General features: G+C 62.9%; 21 protein-coding genes and 2 pseudogenes. 5 read left to right on the top strand and 18 right to left on the bottom strand.

Going from position 1 to position 24,402, the window contains the following annotated elements; genetic code table 11:
• Positions 1-15: 15 nt before the first annotated feature.
• The 5 genes from IPL79_07520 to IPL79_07500 form a co-directional block, all read right to left on the bottom strand.
• On the bottom strand, positions 16-333 hold the full coding sequence (locus IPL79_07520; protein ID MBK9070831.1) for a hypothetical protein: 318 nt from the start codon (positions 331-333) through the stop codon (positions 16-18).
• An 8-nt stretch (positions 334-341) separates the two neighbouring features.
• A complete protein-coding gene (locus IPL79_07515) occupies positions 342-707 on the bottom strand; it encodes a DUF4340 domain-containing protein (GenBank protein ID MBK9070830.1) in 366 nt (121 codons plus the stop codon).
• Between the two features lie 491 nt (positions 708-1,198).
• Positions 1,199-1,576, bottom strand: coding sequence for a hypothetical protein (locus IPL79_07510; GenBank protein MBK9070829.1), 378 nt, complete (start codon positions 1,574-1,576; stop codon positions 1,199-1,201).
• On the bottom strand, positions 1,573-1,737 hold the full coding sequence (locus IPL79_07505; protein MBK9070828.1) for a hypothetical protein: 165 nt from the start codon (positions 1,735-1,737) through the stop codon (positions 1,573-1,575). Before IPL79_07505 ends, IPL79_07510 begins: the two co-directional genes overlap by 4 nt.
• 93 nt (positions 1,738-1,830) lie before the next feature.
• Positions 1,831-2,460: a GNAT family N-acetyltransferase gene (locus IPL79_07500; protein ID MBK9070827.1), complete on the bottom strand. Its 630-nt coding sequence runs from the start codon at positions 2,458-2,460 to the stop codon at positions 1,831-1,833.
• Positions 2,461-2,558: 98 nt separating this feature from the next.
• Between IPL79_07500 and IPL79_07495 the strand changes: the two are divergent.
• Both IPL79_07495 and IPL79_07490 read left to right on the top strand, forming a co-directional pair.
• Positions 2,559-2,819, top strand: a pseudogene (locus IPL79_07495) (SDR family NAD(P)-dependent oxidoreductase).
• A gap of 17 nt (positions 2,820-2,836) precedes the next feature.
• Positions 2,837-3,487, top strand: a complete 651-nt coding sequence (locus IPL79_07490) for an SDR family NAD(P)-dependent oxidoreductase (GenBank protein MBK9070826.1) — start codon at positions 2,837-2,839, stop codon at positions 3,485-3,487.
• Here the strand turns inward: IPL79_07490 and IPL79_07485 are convergent.
• Positions 3,468-4,661 (bottom strand): MFS transporter, encoded by a 1,194-nt coding sequence (locus IPL79_07485; protein MBK9070825.1) that lies wholly within the window; start codon positions 4,659-4,661, stop codon positions 3,468-3,470. The genes IPL79_07490 and IPL79_07485 overlap by 20 nt on opposite strands.
• A 99-nt stretch (positions 4,662-4,760) precedes the next feature.
• Positions 4,761-6,176, bottom strand: a complete 1,416-nt coding sequence (pyk, locus tag IPL79_07480) for a pyruvate kinase (protein MBK9070824.1) — start codon at positions 6,174-6,176, stop codon at positions 4,761-4,763.
• Positions 6,177-6,281: 105 nt separating this feature from the next.
• On the opposite strand from pyk, the gene IPL79_07475 reads away from it, so the two are divergent.
• The 3 genes from IPL79_07475 to IPL79_07465 are packed head-to-tail and all read left to right on the top strand — an operon-like array spanning position 6,282 to position 11,111.
• A complete protein-coding gene (locus IPL79_07475) occupies positions 6,282-8,138 on the top strand; it encodes a bifunctional metallophosphatase/5'-nucleotidase (protein MBK9070823.1) in 1,857 nt (618 codons plus the stop codon).
• Positions 8,139-8,146: 8 nt separating this feature from the next.
• Entirely contained in the window at positions 8,147-9,316 is a 1,170-nt protein-coding gene (locus IPL79_07470) for a hypothetical protein (GenBank protein ID MBK9070822.1), read from the top strand.
• 7 nt (positions 9,317-9,323) lie between these two features.
• A complete protein-coding gene (locus tag IPL79_07465; GenBank protein MBK9070821.1) occupies positions 9,324-11,111 on the top strand; it encodes a hypothetical protein in 1,788 nt (595 codons plus the stop codon).
• Between the two features lie 252 nt (positions 11,112-11,363).
• Here the strand turns inward: IPL79_07465 and IPL79_07460 are convergent, their stop codons facing one another.
• The 11 genes and pseudogenes from IPL79_07460 to IPL79_07410 form a co-directional block, all read right to left on the bottom strand.
• Complete coding sequence (locus IPL79_07460) at positions 11,364-12,164, bottom strand: transposase (protein MBK9070820.1); 801 nt, start codon at positions 12,162-12,164, stop codon at positions 11,364-11,366.
• Positions 12,165-12,835: 671 nt separating this feature from the next.
• On the bottom strand, positions 12,836-13,276 hold the full coding sequence (locus tag IPL79_07455; protein ID MBK9070819.1) for a hypothetical protein: 441 nt from the start codon (positions 13,274-13,276) through the stop codon (positions 12,836-12,838).
• Between the two features lie 261 nt (positions 13,277-13,537).
• Positions 13,538-14,323 (bottom strand): tRNA pseudouridine(38-40) synthase TruA, encoded by a 786-nt coding sequence (gene truA, locus IPL79_07450; GenBank protein ID MBK9070818.1) that lies wholly within the window; start codon positions 14,321-14,323, stop codon positions 13,538-13,540.
• Positions 14,324-14,342: 19 nt separating this feature from the next.
• Positions 14,343-16,487 carry a hypothetical protein gene (locus tag IPL79_07445; protein MBK9070817.1) on the bottom strand — a complete coding sequence of 715 codons (2,145 nt, stop codon included), beginning with the start codon at positions 16,485-16,487 and terminating at the stop codon, positions 14,343-14,345.
• 150 nt (positions 16,488-16,637) lie between these two features.
• On the bottom strand, positions 16,638-18,812 hold the full coding sequence (locus IPL79_07440) for a DUF3488 domain-containing protein (protein MBK9070816.1): 2,175 nt from the start codon (positions 18,810-18,812) through the stop codon (positions 16,638-16,640).
• Positions 18,812-19,954 (bottom strand): DUF58 domain-containing protein, encoded by a 1,143-nt coding sequence (locus IPL79_07435; GenBank protein ID MBK9070815.1) that lies wholly within the window; start codon positions 19,952-19,954, stop codon positions 18,812-18,814. The genes IPL79_07440 and IPL79_07435 overlap by 1 nt, the downstream gene beginning before the upstream one ends.
• A gap of 17 nt (positions 19,955-19,971) precedes the next feature.
• Positions 19,972-21,000 carry a MoxR family ATPase gene (locus IPL79_07430; protein MBK9070814.1) on the bottom strand — a complete coding sequence of 343 codons (1,029 nt, stop codon included), beginning with the start codon at positions 20,998-21,000 and terminating at the stop codon, positions 19,972-19,974.
• 92 nt (positions 21,001-21,092) lie between these two features.
• The gene (locus IPL79_07425; GenBank protein ID MBK9070813.1) at positions 21,093-21,827 is read right to left on the bottom strand and encodes a Bax inhibitor-1/YccA family protein; all 735 of its coding nucleotides are present in this window, start codon (positions 21,825-21,827) and stop codon (positions 21,093-21,095) included.
• A 73-nt stretch (positions 21,828-21,900) separates the two neighbouring features.
• A pseudogene (locus IPL79_07420) lies at positions 21,901-22,865 on the bottom strand (electron transfer flavoprotein subunit alpha/FixB family protein).
• Between the two features lie 25 nt (positions 22,866-22,890).
• Positions 22,891-23,706 carry an electron transfer flavoprotein subunit beta/FixA family protein gene (locus IPL79_07415; GenBank protein MBK9070812.1) on the bottom strand — a complete coding sequence of 272 codons (816 nt, stop codon included), beginning with the start codon at positions 23,704-23,706 and terminating at the stop codon, positions 22,891-22,893.
• Between the two features lie 2 nt (positions 23,707-23,708).
• Entirely contained in the window at positions 23,709-24,386 is a 678-nt protein-coding gene (locus IPL79_07410; protein ID MBK9070811.1) for a TetR/AcrR family transcriptional regulator, read from the bottom strand.
• Positions 24,387-24,402: the final 16 nt, after the last annotated feature.

Below are 24,402 nucleotides of genomic sequence, written 5' to 3'. Positions count from 1 at the left end.
GGATAGAGAGCTCAACTAGATCGGCCAGTTGCTCGCGGGCAACGAACACTGCGTCAGGGCGCCCCTGAGCGCGCACCCAATATTTTTGCCAACCGCAACGACGTCGTACGTTTGTGGGGCGCTTTGTTCGGTGGCAAAGATGCGCACCACGGCTTTGGTGCCTTCGGTGGGCGCAGGCATCATTGGGTCGGCGGGACCGACGGCCGTAATATTGGCGGCGCGGTTGGGCAGTTGGCGGATTAGATCTGCGTCGAGCGCTCCACCGGCGGGCGCCACCACCGGCACGCCCCCCAAAAGCAGCGCCCAGTCGCCACCGCCGCGATCAAGCGCCACGTGCCACTCTAGTTGACGACCTCGACCGCCTTCATCGCAATGGGCGCGTGTTGCGCATAGGTTTTTTGCATCCAACCCGCCGGGTCGCCGGCCACGCTCCACGGCGTAATGCGAGAGCTCTCGTAGATTTCAGGCCGGCCGCCCAGCCGCACCGCGGCGGTTTGCCCGGTGGTCAGCCCTATGTAGATGGTTTGCTGCCGCCCACCCATGGTCACGGTGAGCTTGCGATCGTATTCGTTGTCGGCAACGTGCAACTCCGCCTGCCGTTTTAGATCTGACGTGATGGGCACGCTCGCCTCGGCGTCGATGAGCGCCGCCACCAGCGTCGCGATCTTGGCCGGATCGACCGGTTGATTGTAATGCGACGCAATCACCCATGCCTGGCCTTGCTTGGTAACGGTTACCGCGGGACCCGGCAGCGTGGTTGGAACGCCATCTTTGAGAGGATAGGAAATTTTAGGCGGAAGTCGGGGAGGGTGGAGGGGCCGAGCGGGGCAGGCTGGGTTCAGGATACCGACTCCGGGGGATTTAGAGCCCTCAGATCACTGACTTTGCTGGAAAATTAGGCCGTTTGGACGTCGGCGGACGCAGGCCGGCGCGGCGGCCAGGCGCGAGCTGGCTGCGGCGGTTGAAACGTCGGTCACGGAAACCAGGGCTACGGTGACGCCCATGCCCAGCCAGGTGCAGGCGGCGGGGCGCGGCCTGGCGGTGGGGCGGTCGCCGCCTTGTGCAGGCCGAGATGCGAGAGAATTTTGGAGCTGACGTCGGGGTCGATGATTTCGGTAATGACTCTGAACTTGCCGGCGCAACCTGGCCGCTGGCAGCGCGTGAGGTCGGCGGGAAACACGCGGGCGAGCAGCTGCGGCTATCCCGCCTGCAGAATCGCGTGCGCAGCGCGGCGAGCGACGTCACCGCGACGGGCGAGCCCGCCGACGAGCGCCCGCATGTGCGGCAGCGCGGCCTGCATGGCGCCCTGAAAATCGGCCTCGATAGCCTGCTCGGACATATCCAAATACGGGTCGAGAATAAACAATTGGCCGCGCGCTAGGTCGAGGTAGGTGAGCTTGGTCGTAAGCGGCATGCTCGCACCGCAAGCGGCGCAGGTCGCCTCCTGAAACGTGCCGGCTAAGATGTCGTCACGAACATGCGGATGGCGCGTTACGTTGAGCGCGATCGCAACTCTCGCCGTAAACGGTGCCGCGCATCGCACGCATGCATACGATCGCTCGACGAACGTGCTCATTTCATCGTGCCCGACCAGTTGGTATCGCCGGGTACGAAGTCTGAGCCCATTGCCACCAGCGGGTCGATGAGCGGCGGTCGCGTTGCTGCCTCGTCGTCGGCCACCTTCGCCGTTGCCCCCGAAACGGCGGCATGGTCCTTGATCGACGAATTCGCCCGCACCCCAACCGAGTATGCGCCCGCGCGGGGGCCAATTTCAAGCGTGCGCCCAACAGCGGTCGCAACCAACGAAGATTTAAGGGCGCGAAGATCCGGCTACATCGACTTGGGGTCGAACTGGGCCGCCAGTTGGGCAAAGGCGCCGTGGCCGGTGGCGCGCAACTCGGGCGTTAAGGTCGCCATGCCGCAGCGGAATTTGAAGGCGTCTTCGTGCAGCTGGTTGTGGAAATACGTGAGGTGCAGCGATGGCCCAAACGCGCCGCTGATGTCGAAAGCGGTGACGTAGAACCCCGCGCCGAGCTTGGCAAGCAGGATCGCGTTATTGCACGGCGCGTGCTCGCTGCTCACGGTGTCAAAGCCGAGCTCGCGGGTATAGGCGAGGGTGCTTTGCACAATTTGCTGATAGATGCCGCGGCGTCGCATGTCGGCGCGCACCACCGTGTTCCACATACGATAATTGCCGGGTCGGCTAAATTCGCCGCAAAACTGCGCCACCACCTCGCCACCAAGACGCACCAACGTAAAATCGCGAAGGGGCGAGGGCGGCCACAGCGGCAGCTCCGCCGGCGGCTGGCGGCTAAAGCGAAAAAACACCTCGGGCGGAAAGTGCGAGCTGAGCTCGCGTTCAAAGGTGGCCCAATACGTCTCCATTGAAACGCGCTCAAGCTGATAGTTGGCGGCAAGCGGTGCAAAGTTGCGATCAAAGCAAGCCAGGGCATTTTGCATGCAGTTAGCATAACCATAAACGCAGGGCCGTGCGCGACTTAGCTGGGCAACCTCGTAACGTCGCGTGCGCTGTAAGCATCGCCATGCTACGACCAGGCATGTTCAATCGCCTGCTCGACGCCAGCATCGTCGCATCGTTTGATCGGCGTGGCTACGAGCGCCATGCCAAGGACTTTGTCCCCGGCGAGCTCGAGGTCGATCTCACGGGCAAGCACGCGCTCGTGACCGGTGCCACCGCCGGGATTGGCCTAGCGGCTGCGACGGCGCTGGCAAGGCTCGGCGCGCAGGTTTGGCTCCTGGCGCGCGACGCGGGGCGCGGCGAGGCGGCATGCGACGCCATCGTCGCCGCGGGCGCTCGCGTGCGGCCAAGGTGCTCTTGTGCGACATCGCCTCGCGCGCCTCCGTGCGCGCCGCCGCGGCTGCGTGGTGCGGCGAGCCCATTGATATTTTGGTGCACAACGCTGGCCTCATGCCGAGCCAGCGAATTGAAACGAGCGACGGCCTTGAGCTTTGCTGGGCCACCCACGTCGCCGGGCCGCACCTGTTGACCACGTTGCTCGCGCCGTTCCTTGCGCGCGCAAGCGGCGCGCGGGTCATCTGGGTGTCATCCGGCGGCATGTATTTCAAGAAGCTGCGGCTAGATGATAGTCAATGGCGGGCGCGCCCCTACAACGGCACCAATGCCTATGCCGAGACCAAGCGCGCGCAGCAGGTGCTGGCCGAGCTGTGGGCCGAAAAATTAAAAGCCTCGTCGACGACCGTCGTGCATTGCATGCATCCTGGCTGGGTCGACACCGCCGGGGTGCGCGACGCCATGCCTGGCTTTTACCGCCGCATGCATGCAAACTTGCGTACGCCAGCGCAGGGCGCCGATACCATCGTGTGGTTAGCCGCAAGTGTGCGAGCCGCTGCCTCTTCCGGAAAATTCTGGTTTGATCGCGTCGCGCGATCGCCTTATCTCTTGCCATTTACCCGCGAGTCGGCCGCTGCTCGCGACGCGCTATGGGCTATGGCGTCGGCTGCTTGACATAGGATAGGCATAGCATCGCGCCACCGCCCGCCACCGCTGCCATTACCAAGGTCCATGCCATGAGCTGGCCATGGCCGATGAGAAATCCCCCGAGCGGCGGCGCGAGCGCCATCGCAATCGAGCCGAGCGACTGCGAGACGCCCATCACGGCGCCTTGCTCATGCGCGCCGCTTGCCTTGCTCAAAAGGCTGGTTACCGCGGGCCTAAGCACGCCGTTGCCGAATGACGAAATCGTCGCCACCACCAAGATCCAGGTGATCGAGACGCCAAAATCGAGCAAGGCGTAGGCAACCGCGCTGGCGACAAACCCTGCGATGATCAGCTTGCGTTCGCCAAACGCTTTGACGAGTCGGCCGATTAAGCCGCCTTGCAAAATGATGCCCAGCAGCCCAGTGTAAGCCAAAAGCAGACCGACCTCGTTGGCGCCCCACGGCCGGCTAATCGCGTCGACGATGACCGTGTACTGGCGCTCGGCGAAAAGCGCAAAGTTACTGACGAACAGCGAGAACGAAAACTGAAACACGAAAAATAGCACGAGGAGCACGGCGAGCTCCTTGCGTGCGAAGTAGCTGGCAAAGCCGCGCAAGTCGAACACGCTCGCGCGGCGACCGGGGGCAGGGGCGGCGAGCGCGCCGTCGGCCGTCGTGGCGACGGGCTCGGCGGCCGGGGCCTGCGACGGCGGCAGGTCATTGGTTAGCAGCGTCGCGGTGCAAATAATACTTAAGGCGCTAAGTGCCGCCGCCACCACAAATGGTGCATGCAGCCCATACGCCGCGGCGATCTTCCCCGACATTAAGGGCCCGAATAAAAAACCGATGCCAAAGGCGACGCCGATCACGCCAAAGGCCTTGGCGCGGTTTTCTGGCGTCGTATGGTCCGAAACATAGGCCTGCGCGATCGACAAATTCCCCGCCGTCGCGCCGTCGAGCATGCGGCCGAGAAACACCAGCCACAGGCTATTGGCCAGCGCCAGCATGATGAAGCCCAGGCAGGTGCCGAGCTGGCTGATGAGCAAGATCTTGCGGCGGCCATGCGTATCCGACCATCGTCCGAGAATCGGACTCGAGACCAGCGAGCAGGCGGCGTAAACCGACACCAGCAGCGTCGCCACCAGCGGGCTGGCGCCAAAGTGCTCAGCATAATATGCGAGCAGGGGGATGACGATCGTCATGCCGAGCACATCGACCAAAACGATTAAGAAAATCGGCAAGAGGGGAGAGCGGTTGCGCACGCCCGCCGACCTTAGCCTGTTTTGCCACAAAGCGCTGCGTTACGGCATGCGATGCAGCTTGAGCAGATTGCTCGTCGCGCCCGAGCCGACTGGGACGCCCATGGTAATCACCACCAAATCGCCGCTCTTGGCGAGATGACGGCTCGTCAACTCTTGCTCGATCTGATCGGTCAGCTCGTCGATAGAGGCGCACGACGGAATCAGCACCGGGGTGACGCCCCACACCAGCGCGAGGCGGCGAAATTGCAGCTCGCTCGAGGTCATGGCGATGATGGCAGCCTGCGGGCGGTATTCGCTGAGCAGCCGCGCTGCGCCGCCGCTGTTGGTGACAACGACGATCGTCTTGGCCTTCATCTCTTTGGCCGAGATGGCCGCCGCATGGGCGATGGCGTGCGCCGAGACCGCCAGCTCAATCTCCGGCGGCGACAGATATTGTTGATAGTACGATGAGCTTTCGATCTCGCGCACGATGCGGTCCATCGTGGCGACGGCCTGTACCGGGTATTGTCCCGAGGCCGTCTCGCCCGACAACATAACGGCATCTGAGCCATCGAGCACCGCGTTCGCAACGTCGGAGGCCTCGGCGCGGGTAGGCCGCGGCGCCGAAATCATCGATTCGAGCATCTGCGTCGCCGTGATCACGAGCTTGCCCTTTTTATTGGTCAACTCGATGAGCTGTTTTTGCACCAGCGGCACCTTTTCGGGGCCCAGCTCCACGCCCAGATCGCCGCGCGCCACCATGATGCCATCGGCAACGTCGACAATGGCGGGCAGCCGCTCGAGCGCCTGCGGCTTTTCGATCTTGGCGATGACCGGGATGCGCAGCCCATCGACGGTGAGCAATTGCTTGCACTCGATCACGTCGTCCGCCGTGCGGACAAACGACAACGCAACGTAGTCGACGGCATGGCGCAGCGCGAAGCCAATGTCGAGCCGATCTTTTTCCGACAGCGCGGGCGCCGAGACATCGACGCCTGGAAGGTTAATGCCCTTGTTGTTCTTGAGCACGCCGCCCACCTCAACAATGGTGGTGACGTCGGTCGCCGTGACGTCGGTGACGCGCAGCGCGAGATATCCATCGTCAAGCAAGATCTGATCGCCCGGGCGCACGTCGCGCGGCAACGCGGTAAAGCTCGTCGACACCACGTTGTTGTCGCCAACCACGTCGGCGCGCGTCGTGACCGTAAAGGTCTGCCCGCGCACAAGCTCGGTGCTGCCGGTGCCAAACCGGCCAATTCGAATCTTTGGCCCTTGCAAGTCTAAAAGCACCGCGACCGACCGATTTCGCTTGGCCGCTTCGGCGCGCACGGTAGCAAGCAATTTCGCGTGATGCTCGTGCGATCCATGCGAGAAATTGAGCCGCGCGGCATCCATCCCGGCATCGATAAGTGCGCCAATTTGCTCAGGTGTTTCCGAGGAGGGCCCCAGCGTGCAAACAATTTTCGCTCTGCGCATCTTGGCGCAGTAAACCACAATCAGATCGCACGTGGAAGGGTGCGCACATAATGTCACGTGGGCGCGCTTGATTTGCGTCAGACGGGTCGTCTATAGCTCGCCGCAATGCTGCGCTACACCCAAGTGTTTCCCGTGGCGATGGCGTTGGTGGTCGGCGCGGCCGCTTGTACGGTTGAGCGCACGCCGCCCAATTTAGTTGGGCAGGATATTCGCCTTACGTTCATCCACACCTCGGATATTCATTCACGCCTGTTTCCGTATTTTCAGGTGCCAACGCGCTTTGATCGCGACTACGGCCTGCTCGAGCAAAACGGCCCATTCGGCGGCGTCGCGCGCATGGCCACCATCGCTAAGCGTATCCGTCGCGACTCGGCCCGCAGCCTGTGGCTTGATTCGGGCGACTGCTTTCAAGGCGCGCCGGTCTTTAACATGTTCAAGGGCGAGGCCGAATTGCGCGCGCTGTCGCAGGCCGGCATGGACGCCGCCGTCATTGGCAATCACGAGTTTGATCTGGGCTCGAACAACCTGTTTGAGCAAATGGACAATTGGGCGCGCTTTCCCATGCTCGCGGCGAACTATATCTTTGACGATCCGCCCAACCCGGATATGCGGTCGCTCAAAGACATCGTCCGGCCGTATCAAATTTTCGATCTCGACGGCGTCAAGGTTGGCGTCATCGGCATGGCCAACTGGTCATCTATGACCGGCATCTTTGAGGGCGGCAATTCGCTAGGACTGCGCCCGCTCGATGATGCCCAAGTCGTAAACCACTACGTCGCGCTCCTGCGACCGGTGGTCGATGTCGTCGTCCTAGTGTCGCACCTTGGCCTGGATGAAGACGAGGGCCTGGCGGCGAGCGAGGTCGAAGATCAAAACGAGGTCCTGCCGCTAGCGGGCGTGGATTTGATCCTCGGCGGCCACCTGCATATTGTCACGAACCCGCCTAAACTGGTGCCAAACGACGAATTTGGCAACCAAACCGTGTTGGTGCACTCGGGCGCCTTTGCCAAATATGTTGGGCGTCTCGACGTCGTGGTGCGCATTGGCGAAAACAATGCCGAACCGACCAAGCGCAGCCGCATCACGGCCGTGAGCTACGAAAACATCCCCGTCGATGCGACGATTCCCGATGACCCGGAAGTCGCCGACATCTTGTGGCCCTACTCGGTGGCGATCAACCGTGACTTTGACCTCGATGGCGTCTTTGCCTTCGTCAATCCGCCCGAGCAAACCAAGGTTGTGCGCAACGATACCAGCGGCGGCGATTCGCAACTAGGCAATCTCGTCGCGCGCTCGATGCAAACCCGCTCTGGCGTCGAGGCGGAGTTTGCGCTCACCAATTCGCTCGGCATTCGCGCCGATTTCGAACGCGGGCCGCTCACCGTCGAGCAGATGTTCAACGTCTTTCCGTTCGAGAACACCATCACGGTCATGTATCTCTCGGGGTCAGAAATCCAGGAAATGCTCGATTTTGTCTCGCGCAAGTCGTCCGAGCGTGGCTGCCGCACCCAGGCGCAGGTGGCAGGCATTTGGTTTGACATGGTGTGCCGCGGCACCTGCCCCGATCCAAACCCAACCGACGACTACGTGCCGTCGGCCTGTGCGCGCAATGTCTATCTCGGCGAAAACTGCCGCGCCACGCCGGACGGCCCCATCGACACCAGCATCTGTCGCCCCGTCTTGCCAACCGGCCTCTACCGCGTCGCGGTCAACGATTACATCGCCAAAGGCGGCTCGGGGTTTGACATGCTCAAGCGCAATACGTCCAAGCAAGACACCGGCATTTCGCTGCGCGATGCGCTGGTCGTCTACCTTCGTTCGCTGGCCAAGTGCACCGCGGACGTAATCGATTTTACCGACATTGATGAGATGCGCACGGTCGTCGAACGATTTGGCAGTATTCCGTGTCTGAATGAGACCGTCGAGGCCCATGAGGGCCGGATTAATCCGGTGTTCGAATGAGGACGTCCATGCAACGACTCGTAGTTAACTGTTTGCTGGCGAGCGGAGGGCTGCTCTCGTTCAGCCTTCTAGGCGCCTGCACCGAGGTTTTGCCACCGCTGGTGGGCACCTCATCGCTCAAGGTCACGGTCACCGATCCGGTGGATTTGGGTACGCCCGAGCAGCGCTTGGCGCCGCTGACCTCGGTGTCGATCTCGTTAGAAGCCTATGGGCATGACGGCGCCCTCGATACTGGTTTTTCCGGTGCCATCGACCTCTACTCGCAGTTTCTCGGCACGCTGACGCCCAAGCGCGGCACGGTGCCGCTCGCCCAAATTGAGATGACCGCCGGCGTCGCGGGCCCGATTACCGTCGAGCTGCCACAAGTGTTTGGGCCGACCTTTATTTGGGCCGAACACGCGCAAGGCGATGACGCCACCTGGGCCACCGGCACCTCGCCCGTGATGTGGTTTGAAGACCCGTTTACGCGCGATCTGCAGCGGCCCGTCGACGAAGACGCGCTCAATGCGCTCGAGACCTCGCCGCTGGCCAACAAGCAAGTGCGCGTCTCGGGTTCGCGCTTTGGCGCCAGCGGCCGGCTGGTCGTGACCGGGGTCTATACGCAGGGCTACACCGTCTCCGACGTGCAATGCCAAGACGATGATGGCACGCCGCCGTGCATCGCTGGCGATTACGATCACATGTACGTCTTTACGTTTAGTCGCCCGCGCGATGAAGATGGCGAATCGATCGCGCGCGGTCAATTCATCGATGGCTTTGGCGGGTCGGTGCAGGACTTCAATGGCCTCACGGAACTCAGCTTCCCGCAGACCTTTGCGAGTGACCGCAGCGTCAATGAGGCGCGCGTGCCACCGCCGGCCACGGTGGCGCCGGCGTGGTTCACCGATACCATTCTATTTGAGCGGCAAGAGGCCGGCCTCATCGAGGTGGTTGACGCCATGGTTTGTCCGCTCGACGACAACTGGCTCGGCTACAAGCAGTGGAAGCTCGACGTCGGCCTTGGCTGCGGCAGCAGCGTGGTCAATGTCATAAGCACCGGCATCATCGAAATCGACCCGACGGTGCTGGCGGGCACCACGGTGGCGCGCGTGGTGGGCACGTTGCGCCCGGTCAATATTGGCACATTTAACGTTTGGATCATTTTCCCGCGCGATGCGGGTGACGTCGTAACGAACTAGGTGATGTATGCAAGCACAAGCCGTCCGAATTCTTAACGCCTGCCTCTTGGCGGTCATGTTGCTACCCGCGGTGGCCTTCGCACAACCGCGAGGTGCCGCGCCCGCGCCGGCAGCGCCCGCGCTGTCGCCTGAGCAGGTGCAGGCCCTTGTTGACGACGCCGTTGCCAAGGCACTCGCTGCGGCAGAGGCTAAGGCCGCCGAGGAAGCTACCTCGACCGCAGCGGCCGATGCCGAGGCAAAGCGTCAAGCCGAAGCGGATCTCACCGCGCGCGTCGAAGCCAAAACCGTTGAGGTGCTCAAGGCGGCGCTCGAAGGCCACAAGGCCGAAACCAAAGAAGCATCGCATTTGCGCGGCGAGAACGGCTTTATGGACGTTCGGCTCAACTTCACCCTGACCAATGAAAACCTGCTCGCCAAGCCGGGCGAGACCATCCCGAGCGTGCCGGGTTGGCGCTTTGGTCGCCCAAATTCGCTAGGCACCTTATTCTTTGACAACTACGACACGCGCTTCTCGGGCTACGAGACGCTGTCGCATGCGGTGATGTACCGCAACTATTCGAAAGACAAGCTCGAAGTCGACGCCGCCTTCGTGCTGCGGATTAACGAGCTCACCGAGCGCCGCATCGATTTTTCTGATGCCGGCTCGTACATCGCCGTGAGCTGGTACAAAGACCCAACCCGCAAGGACCCGACGCGCCTCAGCCTGACCGCTTTTCCAATCTCGGCCGACCGCTTCCGCCTTGGCTACAGCTACCGCCTGTCATGGGGCGGCAGCGAGGAATACCGCCGCAGCTCGCAGGCCGTGCCGGGCGTCAAGCTGCAATATGACACCAAAGACGCCTACGCCTTTATCGGCGCCAAGAGCGCGGTCGTGCTCGACAGCGCGACGGCCGAGCAAGTCTCGGTGCTCGGATTTCTCGGTGGCGCCGGCTACGACGTCTCGGACATGATTCGCGTCGAGGTCAATGGCGGCTACTTTAATCGCGGCTCCAACGAACTCGAAGACGTCAACACAGAGGACGTCGAGCTGTTCGGCGGCTCCGTGCAAATCTCGGCCCACGACGGCATGCCGGTTTCTTCGTCCATTGACTACAAGCTGTATAAGAACGACTCCGAGCGCGTCGGCCGCCTATTTCAGAAGACCAAGTATAAGCCGGGCCTTTCCTGGCTGGCGATGGGCGAGGCGACGCTGCTCGGCCAGACGCTCAAAGACCCTGAGGCCAGTGGCTCGACCAAGATCCAGTGGGGCCGCGCCGGCGACGTCAACATCCGCGTCATGCAAGACCGCATCCGCTTCCGCGCCGATCTGCAGTACCGCGATCTCGCGTACATCCTGCACTCGGTGCCGTCGCTGCCGACCTATTCCGACTTTCCAGTCGCCTACGACATCACGCCCAATTACTTCGCCGCCCTCGGCGTCGACAAAAACTGGAACGATAAGTACACCGCCGGCATCGTGCTCGGCATCGAGATGCCGGCGACGCTCACCTCGCCAACGGGCATCCCCGGCGACACCGCCGCCACCGGCGAGTCGACCGCGGTCATTCGCAACAGTGGCGGCCAGACGCTGATTACCATCCTGCCCGCGGGCAAGAGCGCGGTGCCGCAGTTCGCCGGCAAGCTCTCGGGCCAGATCGACTTCGGCGACGTTTTCTCGACTTTGCTCGATGTCTACTTTAGCCACGACCCCAACCAAACCCGGCTCGCGCGCGACGACGCCGAGTCGACGTTTCGCTACGAGTTCGGCGAGTTCAATCAGCTGGGCGTCAACCTCACGCTGCAAGCCAAGTTCTAGACAGAACGCGGACACGCTAGTGTCCGAATGCTGGAATCGTACGCTTGTGGTTCGTCAGAGCCAAGCCGCGACAACCCAAGCGCGCTCGATGCGGCAGGCGCAGCCGTCCGGCTCATAACAGATCACATCTCGGATCGCCCTTGGGCGGTGGCGCTGAGGTTCCAGCCATCGCTTAGCGCCAGTTGGCGCGCCTGCGCCGCCGCGGCCCGGCACGTTGAAGGCAACACGGATCAGTCACAAGCAGACCACTACCTACCCGCGCGGCCCATCGCGCCGCGGATCAATGAGGCCGTGCCGGCGCCATCCGGTGGTGAGAAGCCAGGTCGCCGCCGGCGCGACGGGAGGATCGTGCCGCGGCGCCGTTTCAGCCACCCGAAGTGTTGCCTTACATGTCGGCGAGAAGCCTTTAAACCACGCCGCTGAGGTGCAACGCACATCAACTAGCACCCGCGTGCTCGTTTGGCCGCGTCCAGCAGCAACGCGGTCGGGCTTGTGCTTAATGCTGTTAAGCAATACGTACACGAGCGCGTTGCGGACTTCCTTGGGCACAGTGAGGCGACGCGCGTAGTAGCGGTCGCGCCAGACCTTTTCGTCGCGACCCAGAACCCGCTTGATGGCAAGCGCGATGCGAATTGCCAGGCTTGCCATGCCGCGGGACATCGCGTGCTTGTCGGCCGCTTCTACCAACAAATGAACATGCGTGTCTTGGATCGAAAATTCAGTGATGCGAAACGCGCCGCGGCTGGCTTCGCCCTGCTGCATAGCGTGAACTTGACGCATGGCGTGCGTGATAACGCGAACCAGGCGTGGCTGTCGGAGGCTAGGCACATCTTGCAGCGCCTTCATCGAAATGTGCAGCGGATGCGCGGCCTTATGCAGTGGGCGCAGTGCGTGCGATACCCCCGCCACGTCGCCTTTGGGCTTGCGACCGGCGCCTAAACGCTTGCCGCCGCGGCGCGAGCCGTCCTTGGCCTTGCGATGGGGCGTGCCAACGGCCAGCGCGAGTTGAGTGCGCGACTTGTGTTTTCTAGTAGATTTGGCGCCGCCCTCCATTGATTAGGCATTAGTATGCAATTTGCGCGACTGACGCAACTGAAATCGAAAAGGGTAAAATAAATTGACGCCCCCCCATCAGCGCCCGGCCCGGGGAATCGTCAACTAAGCTCCTGGCCAGGGCAGGGGACCCAGCAGCACAATTGTCCGACCTGCTTTTTATCACTTAGCAGCCATGTTCCATTGTACGACGTGGTCGCAACGATAGCGACCGGCGCGATCTTCGCAGCTGCGCTGGTTTTGCGATGGAGCGCCGGGGCGCTGGCTATGAACTGCCGCGCCCGGCGCCTACACGTCCAGTCTCGCACGTGAATGAGGGATTTTGAGCTCAGCGTTGGGCACCTCGAGGGCACGCTGAGGCGCATACGTCTGGTTTCTCATTGTTGACAAACCGGTACGCGGCCTCCAGGTCTGCGGGGGCAAACTCTCCGGCGGGCTATCGACAACATCTAAGGCAGGACAGCGGCGGCGAGCCGGCTAACAGATCAGCATGATTGCGCGCCAGGTCGCTTGGGCCCCAAAAGATGTGATGGATCATGAGCCAGACGGATGCGCCTCGGCATCGCTGCAGGCGTGCACCGGCATTTGTAATCTTGACTCCGCCACCCACTGCGTTCTGTCCAAGGCCGCAAATAGCCGCAGCAGTGCGCGCTACGTGTTCGGATCAGAGCCTACCAATTACCCCAAATGATGAGGCGGCATTTGTCAGGCGATTTCCCTAGCAAGTTTATTACACCGCGTACGGCAAGAATGAAGGTTGCCCATTCTCGCTCGTCGGGATCGTCAAACACAGATGGCGTGGAAGTTAAGATTGCTTCCTCTACTTCGTTCCAATAGGCATGTGTGGGGTCTAGTCTGGCTCCCTCTATTCCATCTCCCTCATTGAAGTCGCTGATGGTTAATGGTGTGGCATTGACTGGAACGCCGCGGCGGGCAAACAAACCTCCGGCCGAATGTTTGGCTAGACCAAATAGCCGCTCGCTAAAGCCTCCGCCGCTGAGACTAAAGGCTGAGAGCGAAATGACGGTAAGCCATGCGTGCTCTTCGGTTATCGCTTCTTTTTGGCTATCGAGATAAGTAACCTCTATCCATCCATCTACGTCGTAGGGCATTGAACGACCGTAAGCGCGTCTCTGTAACGGGTCAAGCTCTTGCATCTACCGAGCCGTCACGATCTGCTTAACCACCGCATCCGCGCCATCCCAGCCAGAAGATCACAGCAGCAGTGCGCTACATGTTCGGATCAGAGCGTTTCGCGAAGGCACGTTGGCACCATAAATAGACAAGCGCTTCGCCCTGAGCGCAAGGCGTCGTGAGCAGAGCGAACAGCCGTAGCGATGAGACGAAGCATGTAGTCGCGCGCCGCGGACTACCTAGGTGATCGCGCGGCGCTCGCGCGGGACGTAGGGCCTGGCGCCGCTGTAGAAGACCTGCATGAGCGATAGGCCATCGGGGGGCGCGGTTTGGCCGGCCTGCGTGCGGTCCTTGCTGGCGATGATGGCGGCGACGTCGGTCTGTTCGGCGCGGCCCAGGCCAATATCGACCAGCGTGCCAACGACGATGCGCACCATGTTGCGCAAAAACGCGTTGCCGTGGATGTCAAACTGCAAGAGGTTGGGGTCGACCTGCGCCGCCGTGACGCTAAAGATCTCGCGCACCGGCGTCGCCGCGTCGCAGCCGATGGCGCGAAACGCCGAGAAGTCGTGGGTGCCGACGAAGGCCGGCAGCGCGCGCGCGATGGCGCCAAGGTCAATCGGCCGGTCGACATGCCACATGCGGCCATGGCTAAACGGGCTGCGATCATGGCGCGTCAGCACCTGGTAGCGATAGTGCTTGGCAGTCGCTGAGTAGCGCGGGTGCCAGTCGTCGGCGGCCGGCGAAACCTCGACGAGCGCAATCGACGGGGGCAGCGCCGCGTTGGTGGCACGCCGCAGGCCGAGGTCTGGGATCGTGTTGTCGATCTCGCACACCGCGACCTGGCCGTGCGCATGCACGCCGGCATCGGTGCGCGAGGCGCCAACCACGGTGACGGCGTGGCCGACCACCTCGCCCAGGCAGCGCTCCAAGTGCCCCTGCACGGTTGGGCCGTTTTGTTGGCGCTGCCAGCCACAGAGCGCGCTGCCGTCGTATTCGATAACTAGCTTGACGCGCCGGATCATGGGTGAACGCGTCGCCCGCCTAAAATTCGAAGTCGACGCCGGCAAACCACGTCGTATCGCCGACCGACAGCTTTTTCTCGCTGCCAAAGCCATCGACCTTGCCGCCTTGGATCTCGGCATAGAGGCCGGCATGCTGCGTGCCCGATTCGCGCATCGACTGCATCGCATCTTTGTCGATCCAATCGAGCCGTAGGGAGATGCCGACCGCGCCGACCACGCCCAGGCTGGCCCCAAGCGCCTTGTCGTCGGCGCCTTCGATGCGTGCAACGTCGCCGTTTGGCGCCTTGATCCACCACAGGTAGTAGGCCACGCCGCCGCGGGCATAGGGCACCAAGGGAATCTTCCACTGCTCGTGCAGTTGCGTCAGGCGATAGGAGACGCCGATCGACATCGGCATGAGGCGAAACGAATTTGAGTCTGAGCTCGCCCTGGGCCGATCTGGATCTGTTGGTGATGACCCCTGGCGCCAGGCATTGGCGGTGGTACTAAAAAAACCGATGTTGCCGGCGATGGCTACATGGCCGGCGCGCCGAAAGATTATGCGCTCGACGTCGAGCACCGGCATCACGCCGCCCGTGCCAAACATGGATTCGTAGGGTCCGGGCTCGTCGCCCAGCTGGGCGTCGATGCCGGGGACGTACGGCCCGACCTTCAGCCCTACGCGCCACGTGACGGGATCGATGCTCGGATCGTCGTAATCCTCGCTGCCTTCGTCGCTTGCCCAATAGGGCTCGTTGTTGGACTGCGCAAAGGCAGGGCTTGCCGCCAGCGCGAGAATAAGTACGCCAAGTGCCACGGCAGGCCGTAGCAGCCGAACCTTAAGACGCTGCCACGTCGCGGCGGTTAGGTAGTTGCGCGCCAACCATGGCAGCGCGGCTAGCAAGACGCACAACCATCCCAGCCAGTGCCACAGCAGGGCCATGGCCACCAAGGGCAAAAGCGCCACGCCAAGCAGCACCTGTACGGCTGGCTGGCTGGCCCAGCTAGCCTTGCCAAAGGCCGCGTAGTACCGGGCGGTGAGCCAGCGCCCCAAGGCCGTGCTGGCAAGCGTTTCATCACGGAAGGCGCGTAGACCATTAGCAATACCGCCATCCCCGCCATAGACCTGCGCGATCAAGCAAACGCCGCCTTCTACGCCCGAGCCTCGATCATGCAAATCTTCCCAAAAATCCGTCGCAGGCACCGGCGTCACCGCATCGGTGACATAAACGCCTGCGGCATTGCCTGCCTTGTCGATCGCAACCAGCGCGACTTGGTAAGCCACGCCGTTCTCCAGTTTTTCAATGCGCATGGAGGTCGCGGATGCGGTCGCGGTGCCGCAGACGTGGGTTTCTTTGAGTTGCGCCAGCGCCTCCACCGGCGGCGGGACCGGGTCGGGTTCCTCGTCGCCCAGCGTCACCGCGGTGAGCCCAACCTCATTGAGATTGAGCTCGCAAAGGCTGCGGACGGTCGTGAACTCAGCCGCTGGTGCCGTAGCGAACGCCGCATCGCCGTCCGGTTTTACGCACAATGCTTGATAGATATGGATGTCCTCGAAGCGCTCGGTGGGCGCCGTCCACGACAATTCGATCGCCGACTCGGCGCCTTGCGCGGCCGTCAACGTAGGGATGGGCGGGGGCTGTGAATCGGTGGTGATGGTGGCCGACGAGGCATAGTCGATCGATCCATCGGCGTCGCTGTCGACCAGGACCCAGATGCCGCTGTTTTGCACGTCGTCTGAGCAGGTGGCTTCCGTGGGCTCCATCAGGCGAAACAGCGAGAGCTCTTTGACTACCGATTCAAGCGCGAGCGTGTCGATGTCGGCGATGCCTGCGTCGTCGTCGCGCGAACACGTCGTCGCGCGTTGGTCATTATTATCGCATTCGCTGCCGTACCAAATTTCCGCCGGGCGATTGAGGTCGCTGGTCGATCCCTCAAGCTTGAGCTCAATCCCAAACGTCTTTTCCTCGCCCGCGTCGCTCTGGCCACAGACGCAGTGCGCCTTGTTAAAATACCGCGCCGTGGCGTCGTCATCGGTAGGGATTTCAAGGTCGCCGCCGCCCTCTCGAATCAAGATCTGCTCAAAGACGACCTCGCCGCCATTGGGCAAGGGGTCGCCCGTCGCGATGCTCGTCGCAAGCACGGTCAGCGCGGCAATGAATGACGAGATTTTAACTGTTGTCATGGCGTGCCTCGTAGGGATTGCACGCCTCGTGCCAAGCCCAGCATGGCTGCTGGTGTAGCATGCCGCTTTTGCGAGCCGCAACTTACGCTGGGTTTGTTGCGGTGAAACCCACCGACTCGCCAAAATGGCAAGAGCGCCACGCTTGGGCTGTCACTTTGGCCGCGCGGCTGCCTCGGCGATTCGCCGCAGCGATTCGGCTTCGAGCTGCCTGGTGGCATCTCGAACCGGTTGCGCTGCGGCCGCCTGGCTGCCCCACTGGGCGGCGTAGTAGGGTATCAGCACCGCCTCGGTAAATGGATGCCACGACGGGTCGCGCGCGCCCACCTGACCCAGGAATTCGCGGGGCGTGGTCGCGGGTGAGCGCGCATGCCCATGCGACGCCAGCGCGCGTTCGACGCGAGCAAAAAGCGTAGCGATCTCCCCCAGCGGTCGCATAGGCGTCGAGTCTGACGGTGTCTTCCGCCAGCGCCAAAACGCCCACGCCGCGCCCAAGAGGCCCAGCGGCAAGACGATAAGGTACCAGCGCGCAGCCAGCCACCCAAGCGCGGCATTGATCGCCGATTTTACGGCGGCGAGCGCGCCAGCGATGCCACGGACCACGCTGCGAATGAGCCCCATTTGACGCCCAAGGCTATATTCAATCACCCATTGCGACCACGCAAAGCGCAGGCTGTCCATCATCCGGCGCAGCTTGTCCAAGGGGCCGCTGGCGCCACGCCCCATCAGATCCGCGGCGCCGGTCGCGGTGGCGTCGAACGTAACCCATCCAGCCTCGCCCAAATACACCTCAGCCCATGAGTGGGCATCGCCGGCGCGGACGGCGATGTAGTTGTCGTACTCGTTCCATTCGCCGCCAAGAAAGCCGTTGACCTGGCGCGTGTAAAGCCCGACCTCACGGCCGAGAATTACAAACGCCGAGGCGAAGTATTCGCAGTGACCCGCCTTGCGCTCGAATAAAAAATAATCAATCGGCTCGAGGCCGCCGGGGTCCTTAAGCTCGAGCGAATAGCTGAGATTGCCGCGTAACCAGTCGCGCAGGCGTTCCGCCTTCTCGTAGTCGGTGGCCGCGTCGCCGACAATCGTGCGCGCAAGGTCGCGCGTGCGGGTGGTGATTTCGCTCGGGATTTGCCGATAGGCCTCAAAGCGCGGCGAGGCGGTCTGCACGCGGCCTTGCGCAATGAGCGACGCGCGCGACGGCTCTTCGATGCGCGAATAGGCGACGTAGGTGAACGCCTCGCGGCGGTCGAAGCGAAATTCATCGTTGCGTTCGCTAAAGCGCCTGCCGGCGCGTGGTGGGGGGACCGGGTATTCGACGGCGACAGGCATGGAGGCGCCAAAGAGCACGTTGGTGTCCAGCGGTTCCAGCCAGATTTCCTGCCGCACTAAGTCGCTCCGCGGCACGCCGCTAAAGGCGGCAAGCGTGCGCCGCAGGCGGCCTGGGCCCGCGCTCGTTGCCGTGGCATCGGTGCTTGGCGCCACCGGCGAGCGGGTCCACTGGCCCATGCTGTAGTGATCGAGCGCGGCCCCGCGCCAGCGCAAGTACGGCGCGGAGCGACCCTGATACGGCGCATCGACCTTGACGCGCATGACGATGGTTTGATCGCGCTTGAGCGTGCCGTGGCCGCCCAATTGCACGCCGTCCGAAAACCCCACCATGCTCACGGATTGCTGCTGGCGGCCGGCAAACCCGACGCCAACCCGCGGAATGGACAAAAACAGCAACACGGTGGCGGCAAATACCGCCAACGAAACCAGCCCGGTGCTGAGAAAAAATCGGCGATCGACGAGGCGACGCGACGACAAGATGCGCTCGGTGGCGAGCTGGCGCGCCGCTGGCTGCGCGTGGCCGGTCAGGATGTTTTCTTCGACGTCGCGTCGCAAATGCAGCAACGTAAACGCCCACGTCGAGGTGATAACGAACACCGCGAAGCACGCCGCAAATAACACGCCCGTGTTGAGCACGGAGGCGGCGATGAGCATGGCCACCGAGAGGAAGACGAGCTGCCCCCAGTCGCGATTGGTGCGGCGCTGACAGGCTTTGGCGACCGCGAGGAACACGATCAGCATCGTGCCGCCGCCGAGCAAATCGCCGCGGGCGACGACGAGCAGTAGGGCATACGTCAGCGCGATCATGGACGCTACCGTCCACGCCGTTTGGTGGCGCGCCAGGTCAAATCGAGGCGGCTCCATCCACCAAGACGCGATGAGGCCAAGGGTGCCGAGCACCGCGGTGAGCGGATCGACCGCGCCACCGCCAATGAGCGCGACAAACGCCGCGCCAAGCATGACATAGGTGGTGAGCTTATGGGCCGCCGCGAACTGCATTAGACCTCGACCACCATGGCTTCGGGCCGCGCACCCCCGATGGCCAATTTGGGGCGCACAAAGACCCGCGCGCCGCTTGGCAATTTAGACGCCGCAAACGGCGTCGCCGCGTCGACCAATGGGGCGAGCGCAAGTGCTCGCAACACGGCCGCGGTGTGCGCGCGCCCCCCGCCTGGGGGAACCGCCAGGCCGCGGCCAATCACCTCGACGAGATACCCGCGGTCGAGATAGAACGCCGCGAGGCTCGCCGCATAGCTAATCGCACGCTCATAAGCCAGCCGGCATGCCAGGCCGCTGGGCGAGTGGTTGGCGACGAGCGCGCGCGCCTCGTCGGTCACGCCATGCTCGACATAGATCGACGTTTGGTGGGCCTGCTCTTGCTCGCGTTCGCGCACCATGTAGCGCCCCATCTTCGCCGTCGAGCTCCAGTGAATCGACCGCCGGTCATCGCCGAGGCGCTGCTCGCGGATGCCATAAAATTCGCCGTCGCGCCCAATCTTTGATGCCGAGGTCTCGCCGCGGCGGGTGGGGCGTGGCGGCAGCGCGCGCACCTGCACGCGCGCGGGCAAGACCATGATCTGCTCAGGCAGTGCGATGATGCGAGTCTTGTGAAAAAAACCAAACGGAAAGCGCGTCGCAAGGCGCACGCCGCTGATATGGTGCAGGCCGCGCTGGGTAAAAATGTGGCTGTACGTGAGCGTCTGCGCCCCCGCCGCCGCGATGCGCAGCACGTAGCAGCGCTTGTCGAGCGCCGCCCCATCAACGACGTCGGTGACTTCCAGCGAATAGGCCGCGCGCGAGCCATGGCGATTATGCGCGGTCAGCTCGATCACGACCGGCTCGCCGGCAAACACCATGCTTGGCAGGCGGCGCTCGATCTCAACATCGCGCAAGGCCCATTCGGACAGCACGCCTGAGGCAACAATAAAAGATAGCAGCCAGCCGACCAGCAAGTAGAGCAGGTTGTTGCCGGTATTGATCGCCGCGATGCCGATGGCGATGGCCAAAAACGTGATCCATTTGCCTTCGCGCGTAAACGTCAGCTGGCGCAGCGCGGTTGGGCTGGCGATCCATGCCTGCAAGCGGCGCCACCGCGAAGGCGATGCCTCAGGCATGGCAAGGGAGGGAGCGGCAGCGAGCATCGCGATGGTTAACGGCCTCAGGTCGGAACGACGACGCGCGCCAGGATATCGTCGATGGCGCGGGCACACTCGGCGCGCTGGGTGCCGCCGCCATCGTACATGCCGCGCAGGCTGATGCGGTGGGCCAGCGCCGGTTGGGCAAGCTGCTTGAAGTCATCGGGCACGCAGTACGTTCGGCCTTCGCAGAGCGCTAGCGCTTGCGCGACACGAAACCACGCCAGCGCGCCACGCGTCGACACCCCCACCGCGATCGATGGGTGCCGGCGCGTCTCCTCGACCACGTTCATCGCATAATCGAGAATGCGCTCGTCGACCGCCACGGCCTCAACAGCGTCTTGCAGGCTGAGCACGGTCGCCAAATCGAGGGCGGGCTCGAGGCGCGCCACCGGATCGGCATTGGTGCGCTCGCGCAGCACCTCGCGCTCAATCGCGCGATCGGGATAGCCGAGCTGGATGCGCAGCAAAAAGCGGTCGAGCTGCGATTCCGGCAGCGGGTAGGTGCCAAATTGCTCGGAGGGGTTTTGCGTCGCTAGCACCATAAAGGGCTGTGCGAGGTCGTAGGTCTCGTCGTCGACGCTGACCTTGCCCTCGCTCATCGCCTCGAGCAAGGCCGACTGGGTGCGCGGCGTGGTGCGATTGATCTCGTCGGCGAGCACGATGTTGGCAAACAGCGGCCCGCGCTTAAACTCAAACTTGCGGTCGCCCGCGTCGTAGATGTTGACGCCGATGATGTCGGATGGCAGCAAATCGCTGGTGAACTGAATACGGCGAAAGGCGCCGCCGACGCTGCGCGCCAGCGCGCGGCCCAGCGTCGTCTTGCCAACGCCGGGAATGTCTTCGATGAGCAAGTGGCCACGCGCGAGCAGCGCCGCCACCGCAAGGCGGATGGGGCGCTCCTTGCCGCGAATCACTAGGCCAATGCTCTGCTCGAGCTTGCCGATGGCGGCGGTGAGGGTGGCTTGCTCGGCCTTGGCGCTCGCGGCGGTCAGGTCTCGCGACGGGCGGGGCAGGGGGTCACGCGTTGAGGCGGGTGCGGTGGCGGCCATCGCAAATAGTATAGCCAGTTTGCCGCAGATGGCTCGCCTAGCTATCCAACGAAATGATGTAGGTGGCTTCCCGCCACCAGGTCGACTAGGGCCTAGCGGCGGGATTCCATGAGCAGCCGCAGCACATACCAAAACAGCGTCGCGATGGTCGAAAACAGCATGAGCGCCGCGGCGACATGGTGATTGGTCGGGAACGTCTGCATCACCATGCTGGTCTGAAACAGGATGTACCCCGCCATCAGCGCGACCATGGCGCCAGAAAACAGCGTGCCGAGGTTGAACCCAAAGATCAGGGACAAAATGATGATGCCGAGCGCGGCAAAGCTCAGCACGGTGAGCACACCGCGCATGAACGAAAAGTCCTTCTTGGTGATGAAGACGATACTGGTCAGCCCGACGAACACAACGCCAGTGATGCCGGCGGCCTGCATGATGGTTGTCTGCGGGTCGAAGTTGCCCGATTTGGTCCCCATCGCAATCGCGATCCATAACATTGGCTGCACGATGAGTGACTGGGCCACGACGAAGAGGGCAAGACCTGCCAGCTGCACGCCCTGCGACGTGTTGGAGCGCGCCATGCGTTCGGCCGCATAGCCTACGGCCATAAAGGCACCCATCACGAGCAGCCACGACCAGCGGCCACCCATGGCCATCTGCGACCAGCTCAGCGATAGCTCCGGCGTCAGCGTCATCATGCCAGCTGTAAGCCCGACCCATCCCAGCAAGGCGATGCCGAGCACGGTGTAGGTGCGGCGCAAAAAGGCCGTGCGCTCGCTAGAACTAGCTAGCGCCGCGACATCGCCACGAGCGGATTCAAAGTGTTGCATGGAGGCAAGCTAGCACCCGCCACCCGCATGCACAAGCAGGCGCCCAGGCGCCGGCTATTTGGCCCGTGGGGCGCTACTTACCCTTGAGCTTCTTGATCTCGGCGATGAGCTCGGGAACGGCCTTCTCCCACGACGCCACCAGGCCGTAATCGGCGACGCCAAAGATTGGCTCGTCCTTGTTCTTGTTGATTGCGACGATGGTCTTGGAGCCCTTCATACCCGCGAGATGTTGCACGGCACCGGAGATCGCGACCGCGATATACAGCTTGGGCGCGACGATCTTGCCGGTTTGGCCAACCTGCCAGTCGGCGGGCACCATGCCCGCATCAGTCGCGGCGCGCGACGCGCCCATGGCGCCGCCGAGCAAATCGGCGAGCTCTTCAAGCACTTTGAAATTGTCGCCCGATTTCATGCCGCGACCGCCGGACACCACCACCGACGCGTCAGTGAGTTGTGGCCGCTCGCTCTTTTGCGACTCGACTCGCTCGACCTTAGCGCCGAGCGCGCCTCCGGCGGGAGCAGTTGCGGTGACAATCGTCCCCACGCTCGCGAGCGCGGCCGCGGGTTCAAACTCTGATTGGCGAACTGTCACGCAGACGATGGGCGTGCTGACCTCCACCGTCGCATATGCATTGCCGGCATACACCGGACGAATGAATTGGTTCTTGCCCGTGCATTTCGATACTTCCGACGCCATGCCCGCCGTAAGCGCGGCGGCCGCGCGCGGCATGAAATCTTTGCCAATGGACGTCGCGGTGGCCGATACGAGCGTGGCCTCGTGCGCGCGCACCAGCTGCGCCACCACCGGCGCAAACGTTTCGGCTTGATACGGCTCCAGCGCGGGGTCATCGACCACCACGACCTTGGGCGCGAACGTCGCGGCGTGCGCGCAGCCGCGGCGGCGCCCTTACCGATGAGCGCTATGATGACTTCCCCGCCATGGCCGCCGGCGGCTTGGCGAGCGAGCGCGAGATTGGCCAGTGCCGAGGGCCGCATCGCGGCGCCTTCAAATTCGCAGATTGCTAAGACATTTCCCATGGCAATAATCCTTTCAAGGGCCGCCCTAAAGCGCCTTAGCCTCTTCAACGAGTTTTTTCACCAGCGTCGCGACGTCGGGCACAATTTGGCCCGCCGTACGAGGCGGCGGCAGGGTGACAGTGGTTTCTTTCACCATGGGCGTCGCAGTGGTGTAGTCGGCCAATGCCTTGACCTCGAGCGGCTTTTTCTTGGCGTCCATCTGACCCTTCATCGACGGTATGCGCGGCTCGTCGTGGTAGGTGAACGAATCCGGCGTCACGCCGTTCTTGACCGACTTGGGCGCGACGATGCGCAGGTCGACCGTTACGACCGACGGAAAGCCGACGCGCTTGTATTCGACGCCGGCGTCGACCTCACGGCCTACTAGCAACGATGCCTTGTCGGCGGCCAGCTCGATATTGCCGGCGAAGGTCGCCTGCGGCAGCCCGAGCACGCCCGCGAGCAACTGGCCAACCTGGCCGGCATCGCCATCAACGGCTTGCTTGCCCATGAGCACCAAGTCGGGTTTTTCTTGCGCGTAGATCGCCGCGAGCACGCTCATAACGACGTGCGCATCTAGCGAGGCATCGACGGCCTCGACGCGAATCGCGCGGTCGGCGCCCATGGCCAGCGCGCGGCGCAGTTGCGTGCCGGCGTCTTCGCCGCCAATGGTGACGACGACGATCTCGCCTTCCTTGGCCTTGGTCTCGCCATTTTCCAAAAGGCGCAGCGCGGTTTCCAGCGCGTATTCGTCGAACGGATTGATGATCCAATTGGCGGCCGAGAGGTCGATGACGTTGTCCTTCACCTTGGTCTTGAGCGCCGGATCGGGCACACGTTTAATGGGAACTAGTATCTTCACGTTTATTTCCTCCGCAGAAGGCCTTGTAGCACGAAGGCAACCGCCGACTCGGCCGTCTGCCCCAACTCAAACTTCGTTCGGCTCGGCTTACCATGCCCAGGTCCGCCTGGCTCGCTGGTTTCGGGCAACAACAGCCACGCCAGCGCAAGCTCGTCTAGCATGCCAAAGATCATGCGCGCCAGCAGGGGCGCGGTGCCCGAGGTGACAAACTCGCCTTGCTCTTGGCCGCGCGCGATGATGCCGCTGATGATGCGCAATAACTCGGCAAACGGGCCCGCCGAGTATTCCTTCATAAACTTGGAGCTTTGGCGCAGCTCGATGGTAAGGACTTCGGCCACCGCGGGCTGGTCTTGCACCAGCTTTAGATACGTGCGAATGAGGGCCGCCATTTGCTCGGACGGATCGCGGTAGGGCGCGATGGCCTGCGTAAGCACCGCATTGACGTGGTCGACCCGCGACTCAAACAGTGAAATCAGCAGGTCGTCCTTGTTCTTGAAATAGAGATAGATCGTGCCATCGGCGACGTTCGCCTCTTTTGCGATTTCACTGACCTTGGCGGCGAAAAACCCCGAACGCGCAAACACCTTCTCAGCCGCCACCAAGATACGGCTGCGCTTTTCCGCCTGCTTATCGTTAGGCGCCTCTTCCGGCGGAGGTTGCGGCGATGAATGAGCCGTCATTCAGTCGGAACCTAGC

Source organism: Myxococcales bacterium (assembly GCA_016716835.1).
Taxonomy (GTDB): Bacteria; Myxococcota_A; Polyangia; order Haliangiales; family Haliangiaceae; genus JADJUW01.
Note: the sequence above shows the minus strand (reverse complement) of the source record. Positions and strands in the feature narration are given on the sequence as shown.

Bases quoted from the DNA above. Each gene is read 5' to 3' on its own strand.
- IPL79_07510 (MBK9070829.1), bottom strand. From the start codon at position 1,576: ATGAGCACGTTCGTCGAGCGATCGTATGCATGCGTGCGATGCGCGGCA.
- IPL79_07500 (MBK9070827.1), bottom strand. From the start codon at position 2,460: ATGCAAAATGCCCTGGCTTGCTTTGATCGCAACTTTGCACCGCTTGCC.
- IPL79_07485 (MBK9070825.1), bottom strand. From the start codon at position 4,661: ATGACGATCGTCATCCCCCTGCTCGCATATTATGCTGAGCACTTTGGC.
- pyk (MBK9070824.1), bottom strand. From the start codon at position 6,176: ATGCGCAGAGCGAAAATTGTTTGCACGCTGGGGCCCTCCTCGGAAACA.
- IPL79_07475 (MBK9070823.1), top strand. From the start codon at position 6,282: ATGCTGCGCTACACCCAAGTGTTTCCCGTGGCGATGGCGTTGGTGGTC.
- IPL79_07470 (MBK9070822.1), top strand. From the start codon at position 8,147: ATGCAACGACTCGTAGTTAACTGTTTGCTGGCGAGCGGAGGGCTGCTC.
- IPL79_07465 (MBK9070821.1), top strand. From the start codon at position 9,324: ATGCAAGCACAAGCCGTCCGAATTCTTAACGCCTGCCTCTTGGCGGTC.
- IPL79_07460 (MBK9070820.1), bottom strand. From the start codon at position 12,164: ATGGAGGGCGGCGCCAAATCTACTAGAAAACACAAGTCGCGCACTCAA.
- IPL79_07455 (MBK9070819.1), bottom strand. From the start codon at position 13,276: ATGCCCTACGACGTAGATGGATGGATAGAGGTTACTTATCTCGATAGC.
- truA (MBK9070818.1), bottom strand. From the start codon at position 14,323: ATGATCCGGCGCGTCAAGCTAGTTATCGAATACGACGGCAGCGCGCTC.
- IPL79_07445 (MBK9070817.1), bottom strand. From the start codon at position 16,487: ATGACAACAGTTAAAATCTCGTCATTCATTGCCGCGCTGACCGTGCTT.
- IPL79_07440 (MBK9070816.1), bottom strand. From the start codon at position 18,812: ATGCAGTTCGCGGCGGCCCATAAGCTCACCACCTATGTCATGCTTGGC.
- IPL79_07435 (MBK9070815.1), bottom strand. From the start codon at position 19,954: ATGCTCGCTGCCGCTCCCTCCCTTGCCATGCCTGAGGCATCGCCTTCG.
- IPL79_07430 (MBK9070814.1), bottom strand. From the start codon at position 21,000: ATGGCCGCCACCGCACCCGCCTCAACGCGTGACCCCCTGCCCCGCCCG.
- IPL79_07425 (MBK9070813.1), bottom strand. From the start codon at position 21,827: ATGCAACACTTTGAATCCGCTCGTGGCGATGTCGCGGCGCTAGCTAGT.
- IPL79_07410 (MBK9070811.1), bottom strand. From the start codon at position 24,386: ATGACGGCTCATTCATCGCCGCAACCTCCGCCGGAAGAGGCGCCTAAC.